This is a genomic window from Variovorax sp. PBL-H6 (assembly GCF_901827155.1).
Lineage (GTDB): Bacteria > Pseudomonadota > Gammaproteobacteria > Burkholderiales > Burkholderiaceae_C > Variovorax.
In genome coordinates, this window is the sequence record NZ_LR594659.1 from 2,874,415 (window position 1) to 2,893,090 (window position 18,676).

The 18,676-nt window shown below is 67.6% G+C and carries 13 protein-coding genes; 8 read left to right on the plus strand and 5 right to left on the minus strand.

Going from position 1 to position 18,676, the window contains the following annotated elements; all coding sequences use genetic code 11:
* Window positions 1-67: 67 nt before the first annotated feature.
* Window positions 68-2,017 carry an ABC transporter ATP-binding protein gene (locus G3W89_RS13565; RefSeq protein ID WP_269474963.1) on the minus strand — a complete coding sequence of 650 codons (1,950 nt, stop codon included), beginning with the start codon at window positions 2,015-2,017 and terminating at the stop codon, window positions 68-70.
* Between the two features lie 135 nt (window positions 2,018-2,152).
* On the opposite strand from G3W89_RS13565, the gene G3W89_RS13570 reads away from it, so the two are divergent.
* Together G3W89_RS13570 and G3W89_RS13575 are read left to right on the plus strand one after the other, a co-directional pair.
* Entirely contained in the window at window positions 2,153-2,983 is an 831-nt protein-coding gene (locus G3W89_RS13570; RefSeq protein ID WP_162574569.1) for a DODA-type extradiol aromatic ring-opening family dioxygenase, read from the plus strand.
* Between the two features lie 22 nt (window positions 2,984-3,005).
* Entirely contained in the window at window positions 3,006-3,887 is an 882-nt protein-coding gene (locus G3W89_RS13575) for an alpha/beta fold hydrolase (protein ID WP_232076527.1), read from the plus strand.
* Window positions 3,888-3,897: 10 nt separating this feature from the next.
* On the opposite strand, the gene G3W89_RS13580 is transcribed toward G3W89_RS13575, so the two are convergent.
* Window positions 3,898-4,728 (minus strand): aldo/keto reductase, encoded by an 831-nt coding sequence (locus G3W89_RS13580; protein ID WP_232076529.1) that lies wholly within the window; start codon window positions 4,726-4,728, stop codon window positions 3,898-3,900.
* 85 nt (window positions 4,729-4,813) lie between these two features.
* Between G3W89_RS13580 and imuA the strand changes: the two genes are divergently transcribed.
* The 6 genes from imuA (at window position 4,814) to G3W89_RS13610 (ending at window position 13,894) form a co-directional block, all read left to right on the plus strand.
* Window positions 4,814-5,611: a translesion DNA synthesis-associated protein ImuA gene (gene imuA, locus G3W89_RS13585; protein WP_162574571.1), complete on the plus strand. Its 798-nt coding sequence runs from the start codon at window positions 4,814-4,816 to the stop codon at window positions 5,609-5,611.
* Complete coding sequence (locus G3W89_RS13590) at window positions 5,580-6,896, plus strand: Y-family DNA polymerase (protein ID WP_162574572.1); 1,317 nt, start codon at window positions 5,580-5,582, stop codon at window positions 6,894-6,896. The genes imuA and G3W89_RS13590 overlap by 32 nt, the downstream gene beginning before the upstream one ends.
* Window positions 6,889-10,233, plus strand: a complete 3,345-nt coding sequence (locus G3W89_RS13595; protein ID WP_162574573.1) for an error-prone DNA polymerase — start codon at window positions 6,889-6,891, stop codon at window positions 10,231-10,233. Before G3W89_RS13590 ends, G3W89_RS13595 begins: the two co-directional genes overlap by 8 nt.
* 197 nt (window positions 10,234-10,430) lie before the next feature.
* On the plus strand, window positions 10,431-11,444 hold the full coding sequence (locus tag G3W89_RS13600; protein ID WP_162574574.1) for an aromatic ring-hydroxylating dioxygenase subunit alpha: 1,014 nt from the start codon (window positions 10,431-10,433) through the stop codon (window positions 11,442-11,444).
* A 186-nt stretch (window positions 11,445-11,630) separates the two neighbouring features.
* On the plus strand, window positions 11,631-12,836 hold the full coding sequence (locus G3W89_RS13605; protein ID WP_162574575.1) for an ABC transporter substrate-binding protein: 1,206 nt from the start codon (window positions 11,631-11,633) through the stop codon (window positions 12,834-12,836).
* Complete coding sequence (locus G3W89_RS13610) at window positions 12,836-13,894, plus strand: xylose isomerase (RefSeq protein ID WP_162574576.1); 1,059 nt, start codon at window positions 12,836-12,838, stop codon at window positions 13,892-13,894. Before G3W89_RS13605 ends, G3W89_RS13610 begins: the two co-directional genes overlap by 1 nt.
* On the opposite strand, the gene G3W89_RS13615 is transcribed toward G3W89_RS13610, so the two are convergent.
* The 3 genes from G3W89_RS13615 to G3W89_RS13625 all read right to left on the minus strand — a co-directional run bounded on the left by G3W89_RS13615 (window position 13,895) and on the right by G3W89_RS13625 (window position 18,603).
* Window positions 13,895-14,677 (minus strand): TetR family transcriptional regulator, encoded by a 783-nt coding sequence (locus G3W89_RS13615; RefSeq protein ID WP_162574577.1) that lies wholly within the window; start codon window positions 14,675-14,677, stop codon window positions 13,895-13,897.
* Between the two features lie 211 nt (window positions 14,678-14,888).
* Window positions 14,889-16,280, minus strand: coding sequence for an HlyD family type I secretion periplasmic adaptor subunit (locus G3W89_RS13620; protein ID WP_232076531.1), 1,392 nt, complete (start codon window positions 16,278-16,280; stop codon window positions 14,889-14,891).
* A 100-nt stretch (window positions 16,281-16,380) separates the two neighbouring features.
* Window positions 16,381-18,603 (minus strand): type I secretion system permease/ATPase, encoded by a 2,223-nt coding sequence (locus G3W89_RS13625; protein WP_162574579.1) that lies wholly within the window; start codon window positions 18,601-18,603, stop codon window positions 16,381-16,383.
* Window positions 18,604-18,676: the final 73 nt, after the last annotated feature.

The window sequence follows — 18,676 nt, forward strand, 5'->3', positions numbered from 1 at the left end:
GGCCACGACGACTACGACCAGACCGACGATATAAATGATGGAATTCACGGCGCAGGCTCCTCTTGCGTTAAGACCGCTCCAGCTTGCCCGCAACGGGCTGGCGAGTTGTAGTCACCGAACCTCGCGCGCTGTAGGACTCGCCAGGGATTCCGGGTCCCTCGCCATCACCTTCTTCGTCGTCCTCGCCCAGGAAGCCGCCGCTCTGATGCGCCCACAGCCGCGCGTAGAGCCCGCCGCGCGCAAGCAGCGTGTGGTGGTCGCCCTGTTCGACCACGCGGCCCTGGTCGAGCACGATCAGCCGGTCCATGGCCGCGATGGTCGAAAGCCGGTGCGCGATCGCGATCACGGTCTTGCCCTCCATCAACCGGTACAGGCTGGCCTGGATCGCAGCCTCGACCTCGGAGTCGAGCGCGCTGGTGGCCTCGTCGAGCAGCAGGATCGGCGCGTCCTTCAGCATCACGCGCGCGATGGCAATGCGCTGGCGCTGGCCGCCCGAGAGCTTGACCCCGCGTTCGCCCACGTGCGCCTCGTAGCCGCGGCGGCCGTTCGGGTCGCCCAGCGTCTGGATGAAGTCGTGCGCCTCGGCGCGCTCGGCCGCCGCGCGGATTGCCGCCGGGCTCGCATCGGTCTGCCCGTAAGCAATGTTGTCGGCCACCGAGCGGTGCAGCAGCGAGGTGTCCTGCGTCACCATGCCGATGTGCGCGCGCAGCGAGTCCTGCGTGACGTGCGCGATGTCCTGGCCGTCGACCAGGATGCGGCCGCTTTCGAGGTCGTGAAAGCGCAGCAGCAGATTGACCAGCGTGGACTTGCCGGCGCCGGAGCGGCCGACCAGGCCGATCTTCTCGCCGGGCGCAACGGTCAGCGTGAGGTCGTCGATCACGCGGCGGCCGCCTTCGTCCGGGTCGAGCCCGTATCCGAAGGTGACATGCTCGAAGCGGACCTCGCCGCGCGGCACCTCGAGGGTTGCGGCATCGGGCGCGTCGAGTACGGTGCGCGGGCGCGACAGCGTCTTCATGCCGTCCTGCACCGTGCCGATGTTCTCGAACAGGCTGGTCATCTCCCACATGATCCAGTGCGACATGCCCTGCAGGCGCAGCGCCATCGCAGTGGCCGCCGCCACCGCGCCGACGCCCACCGCACCCTGCGACCACAGCCACAGGCCCATGCCCGCCATGCCGGCGGTCAGGCCCATGCTGAGCGTGTGGTTGGCGATCTCGAAAGCGCTCACCAGCCGCATCTGGCCGTAGCCCGTGGCCATGAAGTCCTGCATGGCCGCGCGCGCGAAGCCGGCCTCGCGATGCGCATGCGAGAACAGCTTGACGGTGGCGATGTTGGTGTAGGCGTCGGTAATGCGGCCGGTCATCATGGCGCGCGCATCGGCCTGGGCCTTGCCGATCTTGCCCAGCCGCGGGACGAAGAAGAACAGCATCGCGATGTAGAGCACGAGCCAGATCGCGAAGGGCAGCATCAGCTGGCGGTCGAGCACGGCCGCCAGCACGATCATGGTGGCGACATAGACGCCCATGGCCACCAGCACGTCCGCCAGCACGAAGACGGTTTCGCGCACGGCCAGCGCCGTCTGCATCACCTTGGCCGTGATACGGCCGGCGAACTCGTCCTGGTAGAAGGCCATGCTCTGGCCCAGCATCAGCCGATGAAAGTTCCAGCGCAGCCGCATCGGCAGGTTCACTGCCAGCGTCTGGTGCTTGACGATGGTCTGCAGCGCCACCACGGCGATGCTGGCGGCAAGGGCGATGCCCAGCCACATCAGCGTGGTGCCGCGCTCTTCCCACAGCCGCGCCGGCACCTGGTTGCCGAGCCAGTCGACGATGCGGCCCAGCATGGCGAACAGCAGCGCCTCGAAAGCCGACATCGCGGCGGTGAGCAGCGCCATCGCGAGGATCTTTCCGCGCAGGCCCTCGATGCAGGCCCAGAGAAATGCGAAGAACCCGTTTGGCGGAAGGCGGGGTTCGGCAGCAGGGTAGGGCTTGAGTAGTTTTTCGAAGTAGGTGAACAAGGGAGGCGCTCTTTTTAGAGGCGTCACTGTAGCCTTGCATATGCGCATGCGCTGGGCGAGGGTTTCGCCGGGATTCCATGGCGAAGCCGTGCATCCTGGTCGCCCAAACCCTAGACTGCACCCGAGGAGCATTCCATGAGCACGACCCCACAGACCCTTCCCACCTATTTCATCTCCCACGGCGGCGGCCCCTGGCCGTGGATGAAGAAGGAGATGGGCGATGCCTACGCACAGCTCGAAGCCGCGCTGGCCGACATGCCGCGCCAGATCGGCCGCACGCCCGAAGCCATCCTGATGGTCTCCGCCCACTGGGAAGCGCCGGCCTTCACCGTCATGGGCAACCCGAAGCCGCCGATGATCTACGACTACGGCGGCTTCCCCGAGCACACCTACCAGGTGCACTACGACGCCCCTGGCTCGCCCGCGCTGGCACGCCGCGTGCAGGGCCTGGTCGATGCGGCCGGCCTGCCGGCGGCCTTCGATGCCGAGCGCGGCTTCGACCACGGCATGTTCTCGCCGATGGCCGCGATCTACCCGAAGGCCGAGGTGCCGGTGGTGCAGCTGTCGCTAAGGAGCGGGCTCGACCCGGCCGAGCACGTGGCGCTGGGCCGCGCGCTGGCGCCGCTGCGCGACGAGAACGTACTGATCGTCGGCAGTGGCTTGAGCTACCACAACCTGCGCAACTTCGGGCCGCAGGCGCGCGAGCCTTCGAGAGCCTTTGATGACTGGCTGGCGCAGACCGTGGATGCGGCGCCGGCGCAGCGCATCGAGCGCCTTCTGGCCTGGTCGCAGGCGCCGGCGGCGCGGATGGCGCATCCGCGCGAGGAGCACCTGATCCCGCTGATGGTCGCCGTGGGCGCGGCCGGACAGGATGCGGGCCTGCGCATCTACCACGAGGACGCCTTCATGGGCAGCATCGCGGTGTCGAGCTATCGCTTCGGTGCGGCAGCGGGCGATGCGGGCTGAGCGTGCACTGCACAATCGCCCGGTGCCTGAACACGCCATCTTCGACCCAGCCGCCGATGCGAGCGCGCATCGGCTGATCGCCCGCCTCGACGCGCTCTCCACCCATCATGACGTGCTGCATGCAGGCCGGCGCGTGCGCTGGCGCCGCTTCGGCGAAGACAACGGCCAGCGGCCGCCGCTGGTGCTCCTGCATGGCGGCCATGGCAGCTGGATGCACTGGTTGCGCAACATCGAGGCGCTTTGCGCCGCGCGCGCCGTGTGGCTGCCCGACATGCCCGGGTTCAACGACTCCGACACGCCGCCGCAGCCGGAGGCAGGCCAGGCGCCACTGGACCCGGCACTCGATGCGCTCGTCGGCTCGCTGGCGACGGCGATCGGTGCCGACGCTTCCATCGACCTGGCCGGCTTCTCCTTCGGCGGACTGGTCGCTTCGAAGTTCGCGCAGCGGCGCGGCCATGTGCGCCGACTCGCGCTGCTGGGCAGCGCAGGCCACGCCACCATGCGCCGCATGAGCGTGCAGATGATCAACTGGCGCGAGGCAAGGGACCGGCTCGAGGAGCGCTCGGCGCTGCTGCACAACCTGCGGGCACTGATGCTGCACGATCCGGCTGCCATCGACCCGCTGGCCTTTGTCATCCACGATCTTTCCTGCCATGGCACGCGCTTTCGCAGCAAGGAAGTCTCGATGGCGGGCGGGCTGCAGGAGGCGCTCGACGCCTTCGCCGGACCGACGCTCCTGCTGTGGGGCGAGCATGACGTGACGGCCGATTCGCGCGCGCTGGTCGCGCAGCTCCTTGCGGGACGTTCGCAGCGCAAGGGCATCGTGATCGACGGCGCAGGACACTGGGTGCAGTACGAGCAGGCGATGGAAGTCAACGCGTTGCTGCTGCGCTTCTTCGCCTGAAGCGAAGTCCCTAGAGTGGCAGCGAAGCCGCGTGGCGCTGCCAGAAGGCCGCGTCTGGAAAGCTGCCCTTTGCAGCCGCCGCGTTGTCGGCCATGTGCTCCGCCCGACTGGTGCCTGGAATGGCGCAGGTCACGGCCGGATGGCTCAGCACGAACTTCAGCAGAAGCTGCGGCCAGCTCGCGCAACCGATCTCGGCCGCCCAGCCGGGCAGCGGCCGGGTGCTCAATCGGCGCAGGAGCCCGCCGCCGCCGAACGGCATGTTGACGATCACCGCCACGCCGCGCTCGGCCGCCAGCGGCAGCAGGCGATCCTCGGCCTGGCGCGCATCGATCGAATAGTTGATCTGCAGGAAGTCGAGCGGCTCGGCGCGCAGCACCGCTTCGACCTCGGCATAGGCCGAGGCGGTGTAGTGGGTGATACCGATATAGCGCACGCGGCCCTGCGCCTTCCAGTCGCGCAGGGTGATCAGATGGGTGCGCCAGTCGACCAGGTTGTGCACCTGCAGCAGGTCGATGCGCTCGGTGCGCAGGCGCTGGAAGGACTGCTCCATCTGCGCGATGCCGGCCTCGCGGCCGGAGGTCCAGACTTTCGTGGCAAGGAAGGCTTCTTCGCGCCGCCCGCTCGCAGCCAGCAGCCCGCCCACCACGGCCTCGGCGCGGCCGTACATCGGCGAGCTGTCGATCAGCGTGCCGCCAGCGGTGAACAGGGCGTCCAGCACGCCCGGCAGGCGCTGGTGCTCGGTGCTCCCGGGGCTGACATCGAAGCCGATCCAGGTGCCGCAGCCGATCACCGGCAGGGCTTCGCGGGTGGAAGGGATGGGGCGGGTAGTCATGAGGTCCATGGCTTTTCCGCATGATCGTCGCGGACTTGCGAAAAGAAAACATGCTTGGGTCAAATACTGTATAAAAATACAGCCATCGATCATCATGGGCCTGCCTTCCTTCGACTCCTTCTCCACCGCCGCTCGCCACGAGGTCTGGCGCGGGGACACGCTGGGCCTGGCGGATGGGCAGGTCATCGGCACCGGGCATGCTGCGCTCGATGCGCAACTGCCTGGCGGCGGCTGGCCGGTGGGCGCAATGACCGAGCTGCTGCAGGCCGCGCCCGAGGCGCACGCCTGGCAAGTGCTGCTGCCCGCGCTGGCGCAAGCGGTGCGGGGCGGCGCCGGGCCTGTCGTGCTGATCGGTGCGCCGCAGGAGCCCTTCGGCCCCGCACTCGCGGCGCAAGGCCTGCCGGTCGAGGCGCTGCTGTGGGTGCGCAGCGAGGCGCCGGCCGCGCGACTCTGGGCCTGCGAACAGGCGCTGCGCTGCGCCGAGGTGGCCGCCGTGCTGGCGTGGCTTCCTCAGGCGCGCGTGGGCGAGCTCCGGCGGCTGCAGCTTGCGGCGGCGCAGCACGACCGCCTGCTGTTCGTGTTCCGTCCCGAAGCGCTGGACCACTCGTCGTCGCCGGCGCGGCTGCGCCTGCGGCTCGCCACCTGCACCACGGATGCCGCGCAGATCGACGTCCACATCCTCAAGCGCCGCGGCCCACCGTTGGCCGCCCCCCTGCAACTGCCCGCGCGCAACGAGCGCATGGCGGCGCTGCTCGCGGCCGGCCAGCTGCGGCGAAAGCTGCGCCAACAGCAGGAAGGCGGGCTGCTACAAACCGAGCGCGCGACCGTGGTGCGCCTCGACCTTCACCCGGAACAAGGCCATGCACTGGATCGCATTGCGCTGGCCGCCTGAGATCGCCGCCGCCAAGGAGGTGCCGCTGCCATCCCCCGAGGCGCTCGGGTGGTGGGCCCTGCAATTCACGCCGCGTGTCGCCTGGGCCGATGGCGAGGCCCTGCTGCTCGAAGTCTCGGCCTGCGAGCGACTGTGGGGCGGCCGCCTGGCCCTGATGCGCGAGATCGCGCGGCTCAACCCGGTGCCGGACGTGCCCGTTCAGCGCGCGCAGGGCGCGACCAGCCTGGTTGCACTGGCGCAGTTGCGCATGTTCGCTCGCGGCGAGCAGCCGCCGCACGAGCTGCCATGCGGCCTGCCTCTCGACACCCTGAGCGCGGCCCGCGATCACCTCGCTGTTCTGTCGCATCTCGGATGCCGCAGCTGGGGCGATGTCGAGAAGCTGCCACGCGGCGGCCTCGCGCGCCGCTTCGGCAAGGCCTTGCGCGCGGCCCTGGACGTGGCCTACGGCCTCGCGCCCGACAGCCGTGACTGGCTGCAACTGCCCGACGCGTTCGAACAGAAGCTGGAGCTGCCCGCACTGGCCGAGGGCGCACCCGAGCTCATGTGGTCGGCCAACCGCCTGCTCGCGGCCCTGCAGATCTGGCTGCGCGCGCGGCAGCGGGGCGTGCTGGCGCTGGAGCTGCAGTGGACGCTCGACCTCAAGCGGCTCGACGGCGTCGCGCTGCCGCCGCACCAGCAGGTCACGGTGCGCACGGCCGAACCCACGCAGGACATGGCGCACCTGCGGCGTCTCCTGTCCGAGCGGCTCGCGCTCACGGCCCTGGCCGCGCCCGCGAGCTGGTTGCGCCTGCGCTCGGTCGAGACCGCTCCCTGGGCCGGCGCCAGCACCAGCTTCCTGCCGGAAGACAACCGAAAGGGCGACAAGCTGCACGAACTGGTCGAGCGCCTCAGCGCGCGGCTCGGGCCGCAGCAGGTGCTGCGCGCGGTGGCGCGGGCCGATCATCGGCCCGAGTGCCGGCAGGCGTGGCAGCCTGCATTGCAGAAGCCTCCGGCCGAGGCTCGCCGCCCCCAGGCAGCCGACGCCATCTACCCACCCTGGCTCTTGCGCGAGCCCCTGCGCCTGGACATGGAAGGCGAGCGCCCGTGCTACCAGGGGCCGCTGCGCAAGCTGGTCGGGCCGCAGCGGGTGGAAACCGGCTGGTGGGGCGAGGGCCAGCCCGCGGTACGCGACTACTACATCGCGGAAAGCCCGAAGGCCGGTCTGGTGTGGATCTACTGCGAGCGGCCCTCCTCCTGCCTTACGTCCGGCACGCCGCGCTGGTACCTGCAAGGCCTGTATGCCTGAACTCGGCGACAAGCAGATCCGCAAGCAGGAGCGCGCCTCGGCCACGGTGCATGCCTTGCAGCCGCGGCTGCCGCAGCGGGAAGCCGGGCCGCCAAAGCCGCCAACGCCGCCAATGCCGCCGGGCCTGCCCTCCTATGCCGAGCTGCACTGCCTCACGAACTTCAGCTTCCAGCGCGGGGCCTCGCATCCCGAGGAGCTCGTGCAGCGCGCCTACGAACTCGGCTACGAGGCGCTCGCGATCACCGACGAATGCTCGGTGGCCGGCGTGGTACGGGCGTTCGAAGGGCTGCGTGAGCTCCTCGAAAACCTCGATCCGTCGGAACATCATCCCTTCCGGCTGCTGTTCGGCAGCGAGTTCCGCTTCGAGCGGTTCAAGCTCGTGGCGATCGCGCACGATCTCGATGGCTGGGGCAACCTCTGCGAGTTCATCACCGCCGCGCGCATCGCGGCGCCCAAGGGCACCTACGAGGTGAGCCTGGAAGGCAGCGACCTCGCCTCGCTGCGCAATTGCGAGATCCTTTTCGTGCCCCTGCGCACGCCCGGCGCCACGCCCGACGCCGAAGCGCTCGGTGCCGACCTGGCCGAGGTCGCGCGCCTCTTCGCGGGCCATCTCTGGATCGCGGCCGAGTTGCCCAACGAGCTCGACGACGACCTCTGGCTCGCGACTCTGTTGCAGGCGGGCGCGCAGGCCGGCGTACCGCTGCTGGCAGCCGGCGACGTGCACATGCACGTGCGCTCGCGCAAGCCGCTGCAGGACGTGATCACGGCCGTGCGCGAGGGCAGGGCGGTCGCCGAATGCGGCTTTGCGCTGCAATCCAATGCCGAGCGGCACCTGCGTTCGCGGCTGCGCCTGTCGAACCTCTATCCGGCCGAGTTGCTGGCCAACACCCTCGAAGTCGCGCGGCGCTGCACCTTCGACCTGAACGTGATCCGCGAGCACTACAAGTACCCGCTCGAGAACGTGGCCAACGGCGAGACGCCGGCCCAGACGCTGGTGCGCAAGACCTGGGAGGGTGCGCGCGAGAAGTATCCGCAGGGCGTTCCGGAGAAGGTGCAAGGCCAGATCCGGCACGAGCTCGATCTGATCATCGAAATGCACTACGAGATGTTCTTCCTCACCGTCGAAGACATCGTGCACTTCGCGCGCTCCAGGAAGATCCTGTGCCAGGGCCGTGGCTCCTCGGCCAACTCGGCAGTCTGCTTCTGCCTCGGCATCACCGCCATCGATCCAGAAACCGGCAACCTGCTGTTCGAGCGCTTCCTCAGCCGCGAGCGCCGCGAGCCGCCCGACATCGACGTCGACTTCGAGCACCAGCGGCGCGAGGAGGTGATCCAGTACATCTACCAGAAGTACGGCCGCGAGCGCGCCGCCATCGCCGCGGTCGTGATCTGCTACCGCTCCCGCAGCGCCCTGCGGGACGTAGGCAAGGCACTGGGCATCGATGCCCGACTGGTCGACGAGTTCGCCAAGGACCACTACTGGTTCGACGGCGTGGTTCTCGACCAGCGGCTGGAAGAGGCGATGCAGCGCTCGGGCGTGCAGGAAGCCATGCCCCGGCTGCTGCAGTGGATCGAGCTCACGCAGCAGCTGCGCGGATTTCCGCGCCACCTGAGCCAGCACGTGGGCGGCTTCGTGCTCACGCAGAGCAAGCTCACGCGCCTGGTGCCGGTCGAGAACGCATCCATGAAAGACCGCTCCGTCATCCAGTGGGAGAAGGACGACCTCGAGACCATGGGCATGCTCAAGGTCGACGTGCTGGCCCTCGGCATGCTGAGCGCCATCCGGCGCACGCTGGCCCTGGTGAACGGCTGGCGCGGCACGTCGCTGCAGATGCACCAGATACCGAACGACGATGAGGCCGTGTTCGACATGATCTGCGATGCCGACACCATCGGCGTGTTCCAGATCGAGAGCCGGGCGCAGATGACGATGCTGCCGCGCCTGAAGCCTCGCTGCTACTACGACCTGGTGATCGAGGTCGCCATCGTGCGGCCGGGGCCGATCCAGGGCGGCATGGTGCACCCGTACCTCAAGAATCGCGAGAGGCTCCGAAAGGGCGGCGAGATCGCCTACCGCTACCCCGACCTCATCCCGGCGCTCGGCCGCACCCTCGGCGTGCCGATCTTCCAGGAGCAGGTGATGCAGATCGCGATGATCGCGGCCAGGTTCACGCCCGACCAGGCCGATCGGCTGCGCCGCTCGATGGCCGCCTGGAAGCGCAAGGGCGGCGTGGAGAAGTTCCACGAGCCGCTGGTCGACGGCATGGTCGACAACGGCTACGACCGCGAATTTGCCGAGGCCATCTTCAAGCAGGTCCAGGGCTTTGGCGAATACGGCTTTCCTGAAAGCCATGCCGCGAGCTTCGCGCTGCTGGTGATCGTGAGCAGCTGGCTCAAGCTGCACGAGCCCGCCTGTTTCCTCGCCGCCATGCTCGATTCGCAGCCCATGGGCTTCTATTCACCCTCGCAGCTGGTGCAGGACGCTCGCCGGCATGGCGTCGAGGTGCGGCCGGTGGATGTGACCGCGAGCGAACTCGACTGCACTCTGGAATCTTCGGCTGTTGCGCCTTCCATCTCCCCCCATTTCGCCACCCGCCCGGGCCGCCCCCGCCAACCCGCCGTGCGCCTCGGCCTGCGCCGCATCGCAAGCCTCGGCGAAGCCGGCGCCCAACGCATCGTCGAAGCCCGCAACCAAGCTCCCTTCACCAGCACCGAAGACCTGGCCCTGCGCGCCGAGCTCGACGCCAAGGACATGGCCGCGCTCGCAGCGGCCGATGCGCTGCTCGCACTCTCGGGCCAGCGGCGCCAGCAGGTCTGGGACGCCACTGCGCAGCGGCGCGCGCCGGCGCTGCTCAAGGGCGTGCCCATCCATGAGCGGGCGCTGCAGCTGCCCCTGGCGCCGGAGGGCGAAGAAATCGTCGGCGACTACGCTTCGCTCGGCTTCACGCTGCGCCGCCATCCGCTGGCGCTGCTGCGCCCGCGTTTGGCGCGCATGAAGCTCAGCAGCGCCGAGCAGCTGCGCGACCTGCCCAGCGGCCAGACGGTGCGCGCCTGCGGCATGGTCATGGGACGGCAGCGCCCGCAGACCGCGAACGACACCATCTTCGTCACGCTCGAGGACGAGACCGGCAACGTCAACGTGATCGTCTGGAAGCACGTCGTCGAAGCCTGGCGCGAGCAGGTGCTGAAGTCGCAGCTGCTCGCGGTGCAGGGCACCTGGCAGCGCGACGTGGACAGCGGCGGCGAGGTGCGGCACGTGGTCGCCACCGGCTTCAGGGACCTGACGCCGCTCCTGGGGAGACTCGCAAGCAGCAGCAGGAGCCGCGACTTCCACTGAGGGGACAACGGCCTGCCCGGGAGCGTGCACGCCCGCGGCACGCCGATGCCGCTTCCCGGTGCAAACCCGGTGTACGAGAGCACCGAAATTAAGTATTCTCTCCATTAAATTGGAGAAGTTGCTTACTTAACTGCTGGCATGCATTCTGCAATGCTCCGCATCACTGCAAGTTGCCTACCCCACGAGGAACGACGCCCATGACCGCCTTCGCCTACAACGCCTGGTACCCGCTCGCCTGGTCGCGGGACATCGGACGCGAGATCGTCGCGCGCCGCGTGCTCGAGCAGGACCTCGCGATCTACCGCACGGAGGAGGGCGCCGTCGCCGCGCTGGAGGACGCCTGCCCGCACCGGCTGGCGCCCCTGACCATCGGCTGGCTCCAGGGCGATGCCATCCAGTGCGCCTACCACGGCCTCACTTTCGACTGCAGCGGCCGCTGCGTGCACGCACCGGGCATGCCGCGCGTGCCGGAAAGCTTCCGCGTGCGCAGCTATCCCACCGCCGAGAGCATGGGCATGGTCTGGGTCTGGATGGGCGATGCCGAGAAGGCCGACCGCAGCCAGGTGTTCCACCTGCCGCAGTACGACGACCCGGGCTACAGCGTGGTCGAGGGTGACGCGCTGCTCGTGCAGGCCAACTACCTGAGCCTCGCCGACAACCTCTGCGACCCCACGCATGTGGTCTACGTGCACCAGACCACGCTGGCGAGCGCCGGCCGCGAGGAAACGCGCGTGCAGCACGAGCGCCAGGGCAACAAGGTCGTGACCTGGCGCTGGGTGATCGACGGCCCGCTGATCCCGATCTTCGAAGGCCTCAAGGACTTCGGGGGCAATGTCGACCGCTGGCACTACTACCACTACCACGCCCCCAGTATCGCGGTGATCGACTTCGGCTCCGCCCGCACCGGCACCGGCGCACCGGAGGGCAACCGCGACGACTGCATCCAGATGTACGCCTGCCACTTCATCACGCCCATCGACCAGCGCAGCTGCGTGCAGCACTGGCTGTGCCTGAAGAACTCGCCCGCCGACCCGGTGGTCGACGAACGCCTGAAAAGCAGCCTGCGCATGGCCTTCAACGAGGACAAGCGCGTGCTCGAGGCCATCCAGCGCAACGAGGACAAGCCGCGCCAATGGCACCGCATCAATCTCGCGCTCGATGGCTCCTCCATCAAGATGCGCCGTATCGTCGAGGAGATGGCCGCTGAATGAAGCTCTCCCCCAGGTTGGCTCACTTCGTGTAGCCGCCCACCCCCTCACCGGGGGCAACACCAGCGGCCCGGCAAAGCCGGTTCCGCGGTGTTCCCCGGCTTGCCTGCACAGCTTCGAAGCGACTGATTGAGCCACGAGTCGCTACCTTTTTCTCCGTCCCCAGACATCGCCAGAAAGGACTTCGCCATGCGTCTCATGCTCTCCGTGTCCGCCCGCCTGCTGGCGGCCAGTCTCTGCCTCGCAGGCGCGCACGCCGCCGCGCAGGACACCATCAAGATCGGCGAGATCAACAGCTACAAGGCCTTGCCGCAGAACCTGGTGCCCTACAAGCAAGGCTGGCTGCTGGCGCAGGAAGAGATCAACGCGGCGGGCGGCGTGCTCGGCAAGAAGCTGGAGACGGTGTTCCGCGACGACAACGGCAACCCCGGCGATGCGGTGCGCATGGCGGAGGAGCTGCTCGCGCGCGAGAAGGTCGACATCCTCTCCGGCGTGACGCTCTCGCATGTAGGGTTGGCGTTGACCGATTTCGCCAAGCAGAAGAAGTTCTTCTTCCTCGCCTCCGGCCCCCTCAGCGACAAGGTCGTGTGGGACAACGGCAACCGCTACACCTACCGCCTGCGCTCCGGCACGTACGCGCTCGCCACCTCGGTGATCAGCGAAGCGGTCAAGCTGAAGAAGAAACGCTGGGCGCTGGTCTACCCCAACTACGAGTACGGCCAGGCGGCCGTGGCGGCCTTCAAGGAGAACATGAAGAAGGCGCAGCCCGATGTCGAGTTCGTGGCGGAGCAGTCGCCGCCGCTCGGCAAGATCGACGCCGGCGCCGTGGTGCAGGCGCTGGCCGATGCCAAGCCGGATGCCATCTTCAACGTCATGTTCGGCAGCGACCTGACCAAGCTTGCACGCGAGGGCAAGACCCGCGGCCTGTTCGAAGGCCGCGAGGTGGTGAGCCTGCTCACCGGCGAGCCCGAGTACCTCGATCCGCTGAAGGACGACGCGCCCGCCAACTGGATCGTGACCGGCTACCCCTACGCCAGCATCGACACGCCCGAGCACAAGGCCTTTCTCGCCGCCTACCAGAAGAAATACAACGACTATCCGCGCCTGAACTCGGTCGTGGGTTATGCCACCGTCAAGGCGATCGCCGCGGGCGTGCAGAAGGCCGGCTCGACCGACACCGAGAAGCTGGTCGCGGCTTTCAAGGGCCTGAAGTTCGACTCGCCCTTCGGGCCGGTCGTGTTCCGGCCGCAGGACAACCAGTCGACGCTCGGCATCTTCGTCGGCCGTACCGCGGTGAAGGACGGCAAGGGCGTGATGCCCTCGGGCACCTACCTCGACGGCGCGAAGCTGCAGCCGGCCGACGAGCAGATCCGCAAGCTGCGCAACCCCTCGTGATGAGCGCGACCCTTCCGCCGATCGGCTGCAACGGCCGCGGCGCGCAGGCCTCGTCGCTCGAGCGGCCGGTGTCGCTGGCCGAGCCCTCGGTCGAGGAGCAGTTCCGCCTGGTGCGCGAGAGCGGCGCGTTCGACTGCTTCGACCGCCTGCCGATGCCCGGCCAGGTCGACACCTACCTGCGCTGCATCGAGCGCTTCGGCCTGCCGGTGCACACCGCGAGCTGGTTCTATGCGCTCGGGCGCGACGAGGCGCTGCTTGCCGACAAGCTGCGGCTCGCGGCCGAGGTCGGCGCCCGCACCCACAACATCATGCTGCATTGGCACGATGCGACGGGGCGGCCCATCGGCAACGACGAGGTGGTCGACTTCTACCTGCGCGCCTACGACGAAGGCATGGCGCGCGGCGTGGAGCCGGCCTTCGAGTTTCACGTCAACATGTGGAGCGAGGACCCGCGGCGTGTTGCGCCGGTGGCCGAGGCGGTGCGCCGACGCGGCGTGCCCTTTCACTTCACGCTGGACTACAGCCATGCGATCTTCAAGATCGGCAATGCGCAGGAGCTGGCGATCTGCGGATTGACGGAAGACATCGCTTCGGAGCGCGCGGTGCTCGACCCCTTCAAGCCCGGCAGCTTCGTGGACCAATGGCTGGAGATGGGCATCGTGCGCTGGCTGCAGGTGCGCAGCGTGGCGCCGAACGGGCCGCGCAACCGATGGTCGCTGGGCGACTCGGGCGAAGCCGTCGCGGCCGTGCCTGACCATTCCATCTTTCCGTACGCGAAGGGCGAACCGGGCCGCGGCATTCTCTATCCCTTCACCGAGCCGGCGCGCGGCGAATGGCACTCGCCGTGGGACTCGGGCGCGCTCGCCTGTACGCGCGAGGTGGTTCGAAAGGTGCTGGCTTACCACCGCACGCACGAAGATTCGCCACTGCGCTGGATCACCACCGAGATGATCAACCTGCCCGACTACGCGCACAACGCGCGCTTCTCGCTGATCGGGCAGAACGCGGCCATCGCGCGCTTCGTGCGCGATCAGTGGGCCACACTCGGCCCGGCCTGATCACTTCTTTGCAGCGGGCGGCTTGCGCCGGGGCTTGGGCGCGGCTTGCGCCACGGCGGATTCGTCGCCGGTCGCAAGCATGCGCAGCACCACGTCGCAGATGTGCGCGCGCCAGGCTGTGCGGCGCGGCCGGCTCATCAGGTCAGCACCGATCCAGGTGGCGCAGGTGTACTGGTTCGAGAGATAGAAGAAGCCGAGCGACATGATCGTCATGAGCACATGCTCGGACGACACGTCGCGGCGGAACACCCCGCGCGCCTGCCCGTTCTCGAGCAGGGTCGCGACCGTGTGCACCAGCGGCAGCGCGGTGCGCTCCACCACCTGCGGCGCTTGCCGGATGTGCTTGCCGCGCAGCAGGTTCTCGTTCATGAGCAGCCGCAGCAGGTTCGGGTGCGAGAGGTAGTGGTCCCACGAATGCTGCACGAGCTGGCGCATGCCTTCGACCGGGTCCTCGGGGGTCACGAACTCGCGCTGCGCGCCGATCATGTCCTCGTAGATCTTCGCCAGCACGGCCTGGTAGAGGCGCTCCTTGTTGCCGTAGTAGTAGTACAGCATGCGGTCCACCGTGCCGGCCGCGGCGCTGACGCGCTCGATGCGCGCGCCGGCGAATCCGTGCTCGGCGAACTCCTCGACGGCAGCGTCGAGGATGCGGGTTTCGAGCAGTTCCGTGCGCTCGCGCCGCAGGCGCCGGCGTGTCGGGCCGCCTCCCTCGGCCGGCGCAGGCTCGCCCGCGTTTGCCGCAGGGCGGCCGGTGCGGCCGGCGGAAGAGGATCGTTCTGGCACGGTGGAGTCGCTCCTTGTCATTGCGGGTCCGGGCAACGGACGATGAAGAGGCATTCTCTCGCATGCCGATCGAGGCGTGGGCAGGATCGACCCGGCGCATGAGGGAGCAGCGTCGTGTGCGGCGTCCCCGGTTCAGTGCGATCTTGCCGAGGAATGCTCTCGACACCGACCGACCCGAGTGGGTGGCGCGGGCGAGCCCCCTCACTTGCGGCTAACGCTCACGCAGACTCTCACCGGTATGCTGGACCAGTGGCGACAGGAAATATTCGATCACTCGCCGCTTGCCTGTCTTGATCTCGACCGACGCCGCCATGCCGGGGCTGAGGTTGACCTCCGTGCCTTCGACCAGGAGGGCCGACCTGGCCAACTTCACCCGCGTCGAGTAGATCAACCCCCGCTTTTCGTCATTGATCGCGTCATGCGAGACCGACGTCACCTTGGCATGGATGGTGCCGTACCTGGTGTACTGGAAGGTTTCGACCTTGACCTCCGCCTCCTGATCGGGTTTGACGAATCCGATGTCCTTGTTCTCGATGAAGGCCTCCACCTCCAGCGGGTTGTCGCGCGGCACGATCATCATCAGCGGCTGCGCGGGAGTGACCACGCCGCCCATCGTGTGCACTGCCAATTGCTGTACGGTGCCATCGACCGGTGAGGCCAATTGCATCAGCTTGCTGCGCGAATCGGCCTTCAAGTACTCCTGTTCCAGTGCGGCGCGCTTTTGCTCCCCATCGGTGAGGCTGTCGAGCGCGGTGCGTCGGGTACCGGCCGTCTGCTCCTGGCGCTGGCCCTTGGCTTCACGAAGCGCAGCTTCGATTTCCATCAGCCGGCTTCTCTGGTTCGCCAGATCGGCCTCCTGTTCGATGCGTGCCTGTTCCCGCTCGAGATAGCCGTGCTTCGAGACGAAGTTCTGATCGACCAGATTCTTGAAGTCCCTGGCGCGCTGCTGGGCGATCGGCACGGTCTGCTCCAGTTTGCGCACCAGCTCCAGCGTGGAGCGCAATTCCGCTTCTCGCCGTGCCACCTCGGCATCGATACGTCCCAGCTTGGCGGCGTATTCGGCCACTTGTCCTGCCAGCAAGCGTTGTGCTTCCATGAACTGGAGATCCGTCACCTGTTCCGGTCGATCCAGCTTGGGCGCTGTGCCCTTGTCGATCGCTTGCAGCAGGGACTGCCCGCGTGCGACTTGCAGACGGGCCATGGCCAGGTCGCCCTGCACCCGGTCCTTGTCGGCTTGCAGGGTGGTGCCGTCGAGTTCGATCAGCACATCGCCCGCCTTGACCTGCTGCCCGTCGCTGACCAGGATGCGTTTCACGGTGGCGGTCTCGAACGGCTGGATGGTCTTGGTGCGGCCGTTGGGCACCACTTTGCCTTGCGCCGTAGCCACCACGTCGATACGACCGAGTACCGCCCAGAGCAAGGTCAGCAGCGCAAAGGACAGCAGCATCCACATGGCGAGCCGTGGCGCGGGTGACACCGGGGTTTCCTGCAGCGACAGCGCTGCAGGCAGGAATTGCAACTCATGCGGCTGCCGCTCCATGGTTTCCATCTGTGCCCGATGACGCCACGCACGGGCGAACGCTGCCGTGTAGCGGCGCAACAAGTCCCTGGAGGCTTGAAGTCGCGGCTTTGCGTTCACCGGCGCACCGGCGCCTTCGACCGCGGTTTCATTCGCCTTGGGAGCGGACGTGCGGCTCATCACATCATCCTTGCTGCAAGCGATGAAGCCGTGCGTAGTGGCCTGCCTCGTGCTTCAGCAGCTCTGCATGGCTGCCGCTTTCGGCGATCTGCCCGCGATCCATCACCACGATGCGGTGGGCATCGCGCACCGCCGAAAGCCGATGCGCGATGATGATCACCGTGCGGCCCTGGCAGATGGCCTTCATGTTGTTCTGGATGATGCGCTCGCTCTCGTAATCCAGCGCGCTGGTCGCCTCATCGAAGATGAGGATGCGCGGGTTGGTCATGAGCGCGCGCGCGATGGCCATGCGTTGCCGTTGCCCGCCCGACAGTGTCGAACCGTGCTCGCCCACCGGCGTGTCGTAGCCTTCGGGCAGTTCGAGAATGAAGTCGTGCGCGCCTGCCAGCTTGGCCGCGTGGATCACTGCTTCCAGCGGCACGCCAGGATCGGCCAGCGCGATGTTGTCCCGGATCGAGCGGCTGAACAGCACGTTCTCCTGAAGCACCACCCCCATCTGCCTGCGCAGCGAGCTGGCCTCGGCCAGCGCCAGGTCCGTGCCATCCACCAGCACCCGGCCGCGTTCCGGCACATGCAAGCGCTGCATCAGCTTGGTCAGCGTGCTTTTCCCCGAGCCGGAACGGCCCACGATGCCGATCACCTCGCCGGGGCGGATGTCCAGGTCGATGCCCTTGAGCACCTCCGGGCCGTCGGGGCGATAGCGGAACACAACGCCATCCAGGGTGATGCGGCCGGCGAGGGGAGGCAGGGCGCTCCTGGTGCCCGCCACTTCGGTGCGGGTGTTCAGGATGTCCCCCAAGCGCTGAAGGGAGATGCCCGTTTGCTGGAAGTCAGTCCATAGCTGCGCCAGGCGCATCATCGGTTGGGCGACCTGGCCTGCCAGCATGTTGAAGGCGATCAGCTGCCCCACCGACAGTCGACCATCGATCACCAGGCGGGCACCCATGTACATCGTCGCAACGGTGACCAGCTTCGAAATCAGGCTCACGCCACTGTTGGCCAATGTGCCGATGGCGACGGTCCTGAAGCTGGACGACACATAGGCCGCCAACTGGTTGTTCCACTTGCGCGTCCAGTGTGGCTCCACCGCCATTGCCTTGACGGTGTCGATGCCGCTGATGGTCTCCACCAGGAAGGCCTGGTTCTCCGCACTTCGGTTGAATTTTTCATGCAGGCGGGCGCGCAGAAGAGGGGTGAATGCCAGCGACAGGATGACATAGCACGGCAGCGACAAGACCACGATCAGCGTCAGCCAGCCGCTGTAATACAGCATCACGGCGATGAAGACCACCGAGAACAACAGGTCCAGGACCAGCGTGATGGCATTGCCGGTCAGGAAGGAGCGGATGTTCTCGAGTTCGCGCACCCGGGCCACGGAGTCACCCACGCGCCGCGCCTGAAAGTAGCCCAGCGGCAAGCTCAGCAAATGCCGAAACAGCCGTGCGCCCAGTTCTACATCGATGCGGCTGGTGGTATGGGCGAACACGTAGCTGCGCAAGGCGGTCAGCGAGACCTCGAACAGAACCACCACGGTCAAGCCCACGGCGATCACATCCAGGGTGGTGAAGCCGCGATGGACCAGCACCTTGTCCATCACCACCTGAAAGAACAGCGGCGTGATGAGCGCAAAGATCTGCAGCGCGAAGCTCACCAGCAGCGCTTCGCCCAGGAGCTTGCGGTACTTCACGATTGCCGGGACGAACCAGGTGAAGTCGAACCTGGCGAGCTCGCCCGCCATTGAGGCGCGGGACGTGAACAGGATGAGTTCGCCGGTCCAGCGCGCTGGCAGTTCGGCCAGCTTGAGTGCTTGCGGCCGGCCGGCTGCCGGGTCTTGCACCAGGACCTGATCGCCATCGAGCCGAGCCAGGATGAAGAAGCTTGTGTTGCCTGCAGCGTTCCTGCCGACTGCGACGGCGGGCAAGGGTGTTTTTGCCAGGCGTGCAAGATCGATCTTCACCGCCTTGGCCTGCAGATCGAGCTGCCTGGCCGCGAGCAGGATGTCCGTGACGCCGAACTCGCTTCCCGTTGGGAACTCATGGACCAGCTGGTCAGGGTCGGCGGCCACGCCGTGCAGACGGGCCATCATCACCAGGCAGGCCAGACCGGAATCGAGCCTGGCGGCAGGAGATGGCTCTGTCGCAGTAGCGGACGGGTGCTCGACAATCGTCAAGTGCCGATCGGCGCTGCCTTTGTCGTCGGGGTGGTCATTGGGGCGGTCGTCAGCCATCGAACTGTGTTTTCTTCATCGATACAAAAAACCCCCAAGCTCCGGCCAGTAGCCTTCTGGGCAGAGCGAGGGG

Excerpts from the sequence above, each read along its gene's own strand:
- G3W89_RS13570 (WP_162574569.1), top strand. The coding sequence starts at position 2,153 with ATGAGCACGACCCCACAGACCCTTCCCACCTATTTCATCTCCCACGGC.
- G3W89_RS13625 (WP_162574579.1), bottom strand. The coding sequence starts at position 18,603 with ATGGCTGACGACCGCCCCAATGACCACCCCGACGACAAAGGCAGCGCC.
- G3W89_RS13590 (WP_162574572.1), top strand. The coding sequence starts at position 5,580 with ATGCACTGGATCGCATTGCGCTGGCCGCCTGAGATCGCCGCCGCCAAG.
- G3W89_RS13610 (WP_162574576.1), top strand. The coding sequence starts at position 12,836 with ATGAGCGCGACCCTTCCGCCGATCGGCTGCAACGGCCGCGGCGCGCAG.
- G3W89_RS13600 (WP_162574574.1), top strand. The coding sequence starts at position 10,431 with ATGACCGCCTTCGCCTACAACGCCTGGTACCCGCTCGCCTGGTCGCGG.
- G3W89_RS13595 (WP_162574573.1), top strand. The coding sequence starts at position 6,889 with ATGCCTGAACTCGGCGACAAGCAGATCCGCAAGCAGGAGCGCGCCTCG.
- G3W89_RS13580 (WP_232076529.1), bottom strand. The coding sequence starts at position 4,728 with ATGGACCTCATGACTACCCGCCCCATCCCTTCCACCCGCGAAGCCCTG.
- G3W89_RS13605 (WP_162574575.1), top strand. The coding sequence starts at position 11,631 with ATGCGTCTCATGCTCTCCGTGTCCGCCCGCCTGCTGGCGGCCAGTCTC.
- imuA (WP_162574571.1), top strand. The coding sequence starts at position 4,814 with ATGGGCCTGCCTTCCTTCGACTCCTTCTCCACCGCCGCTCGCCACGAG.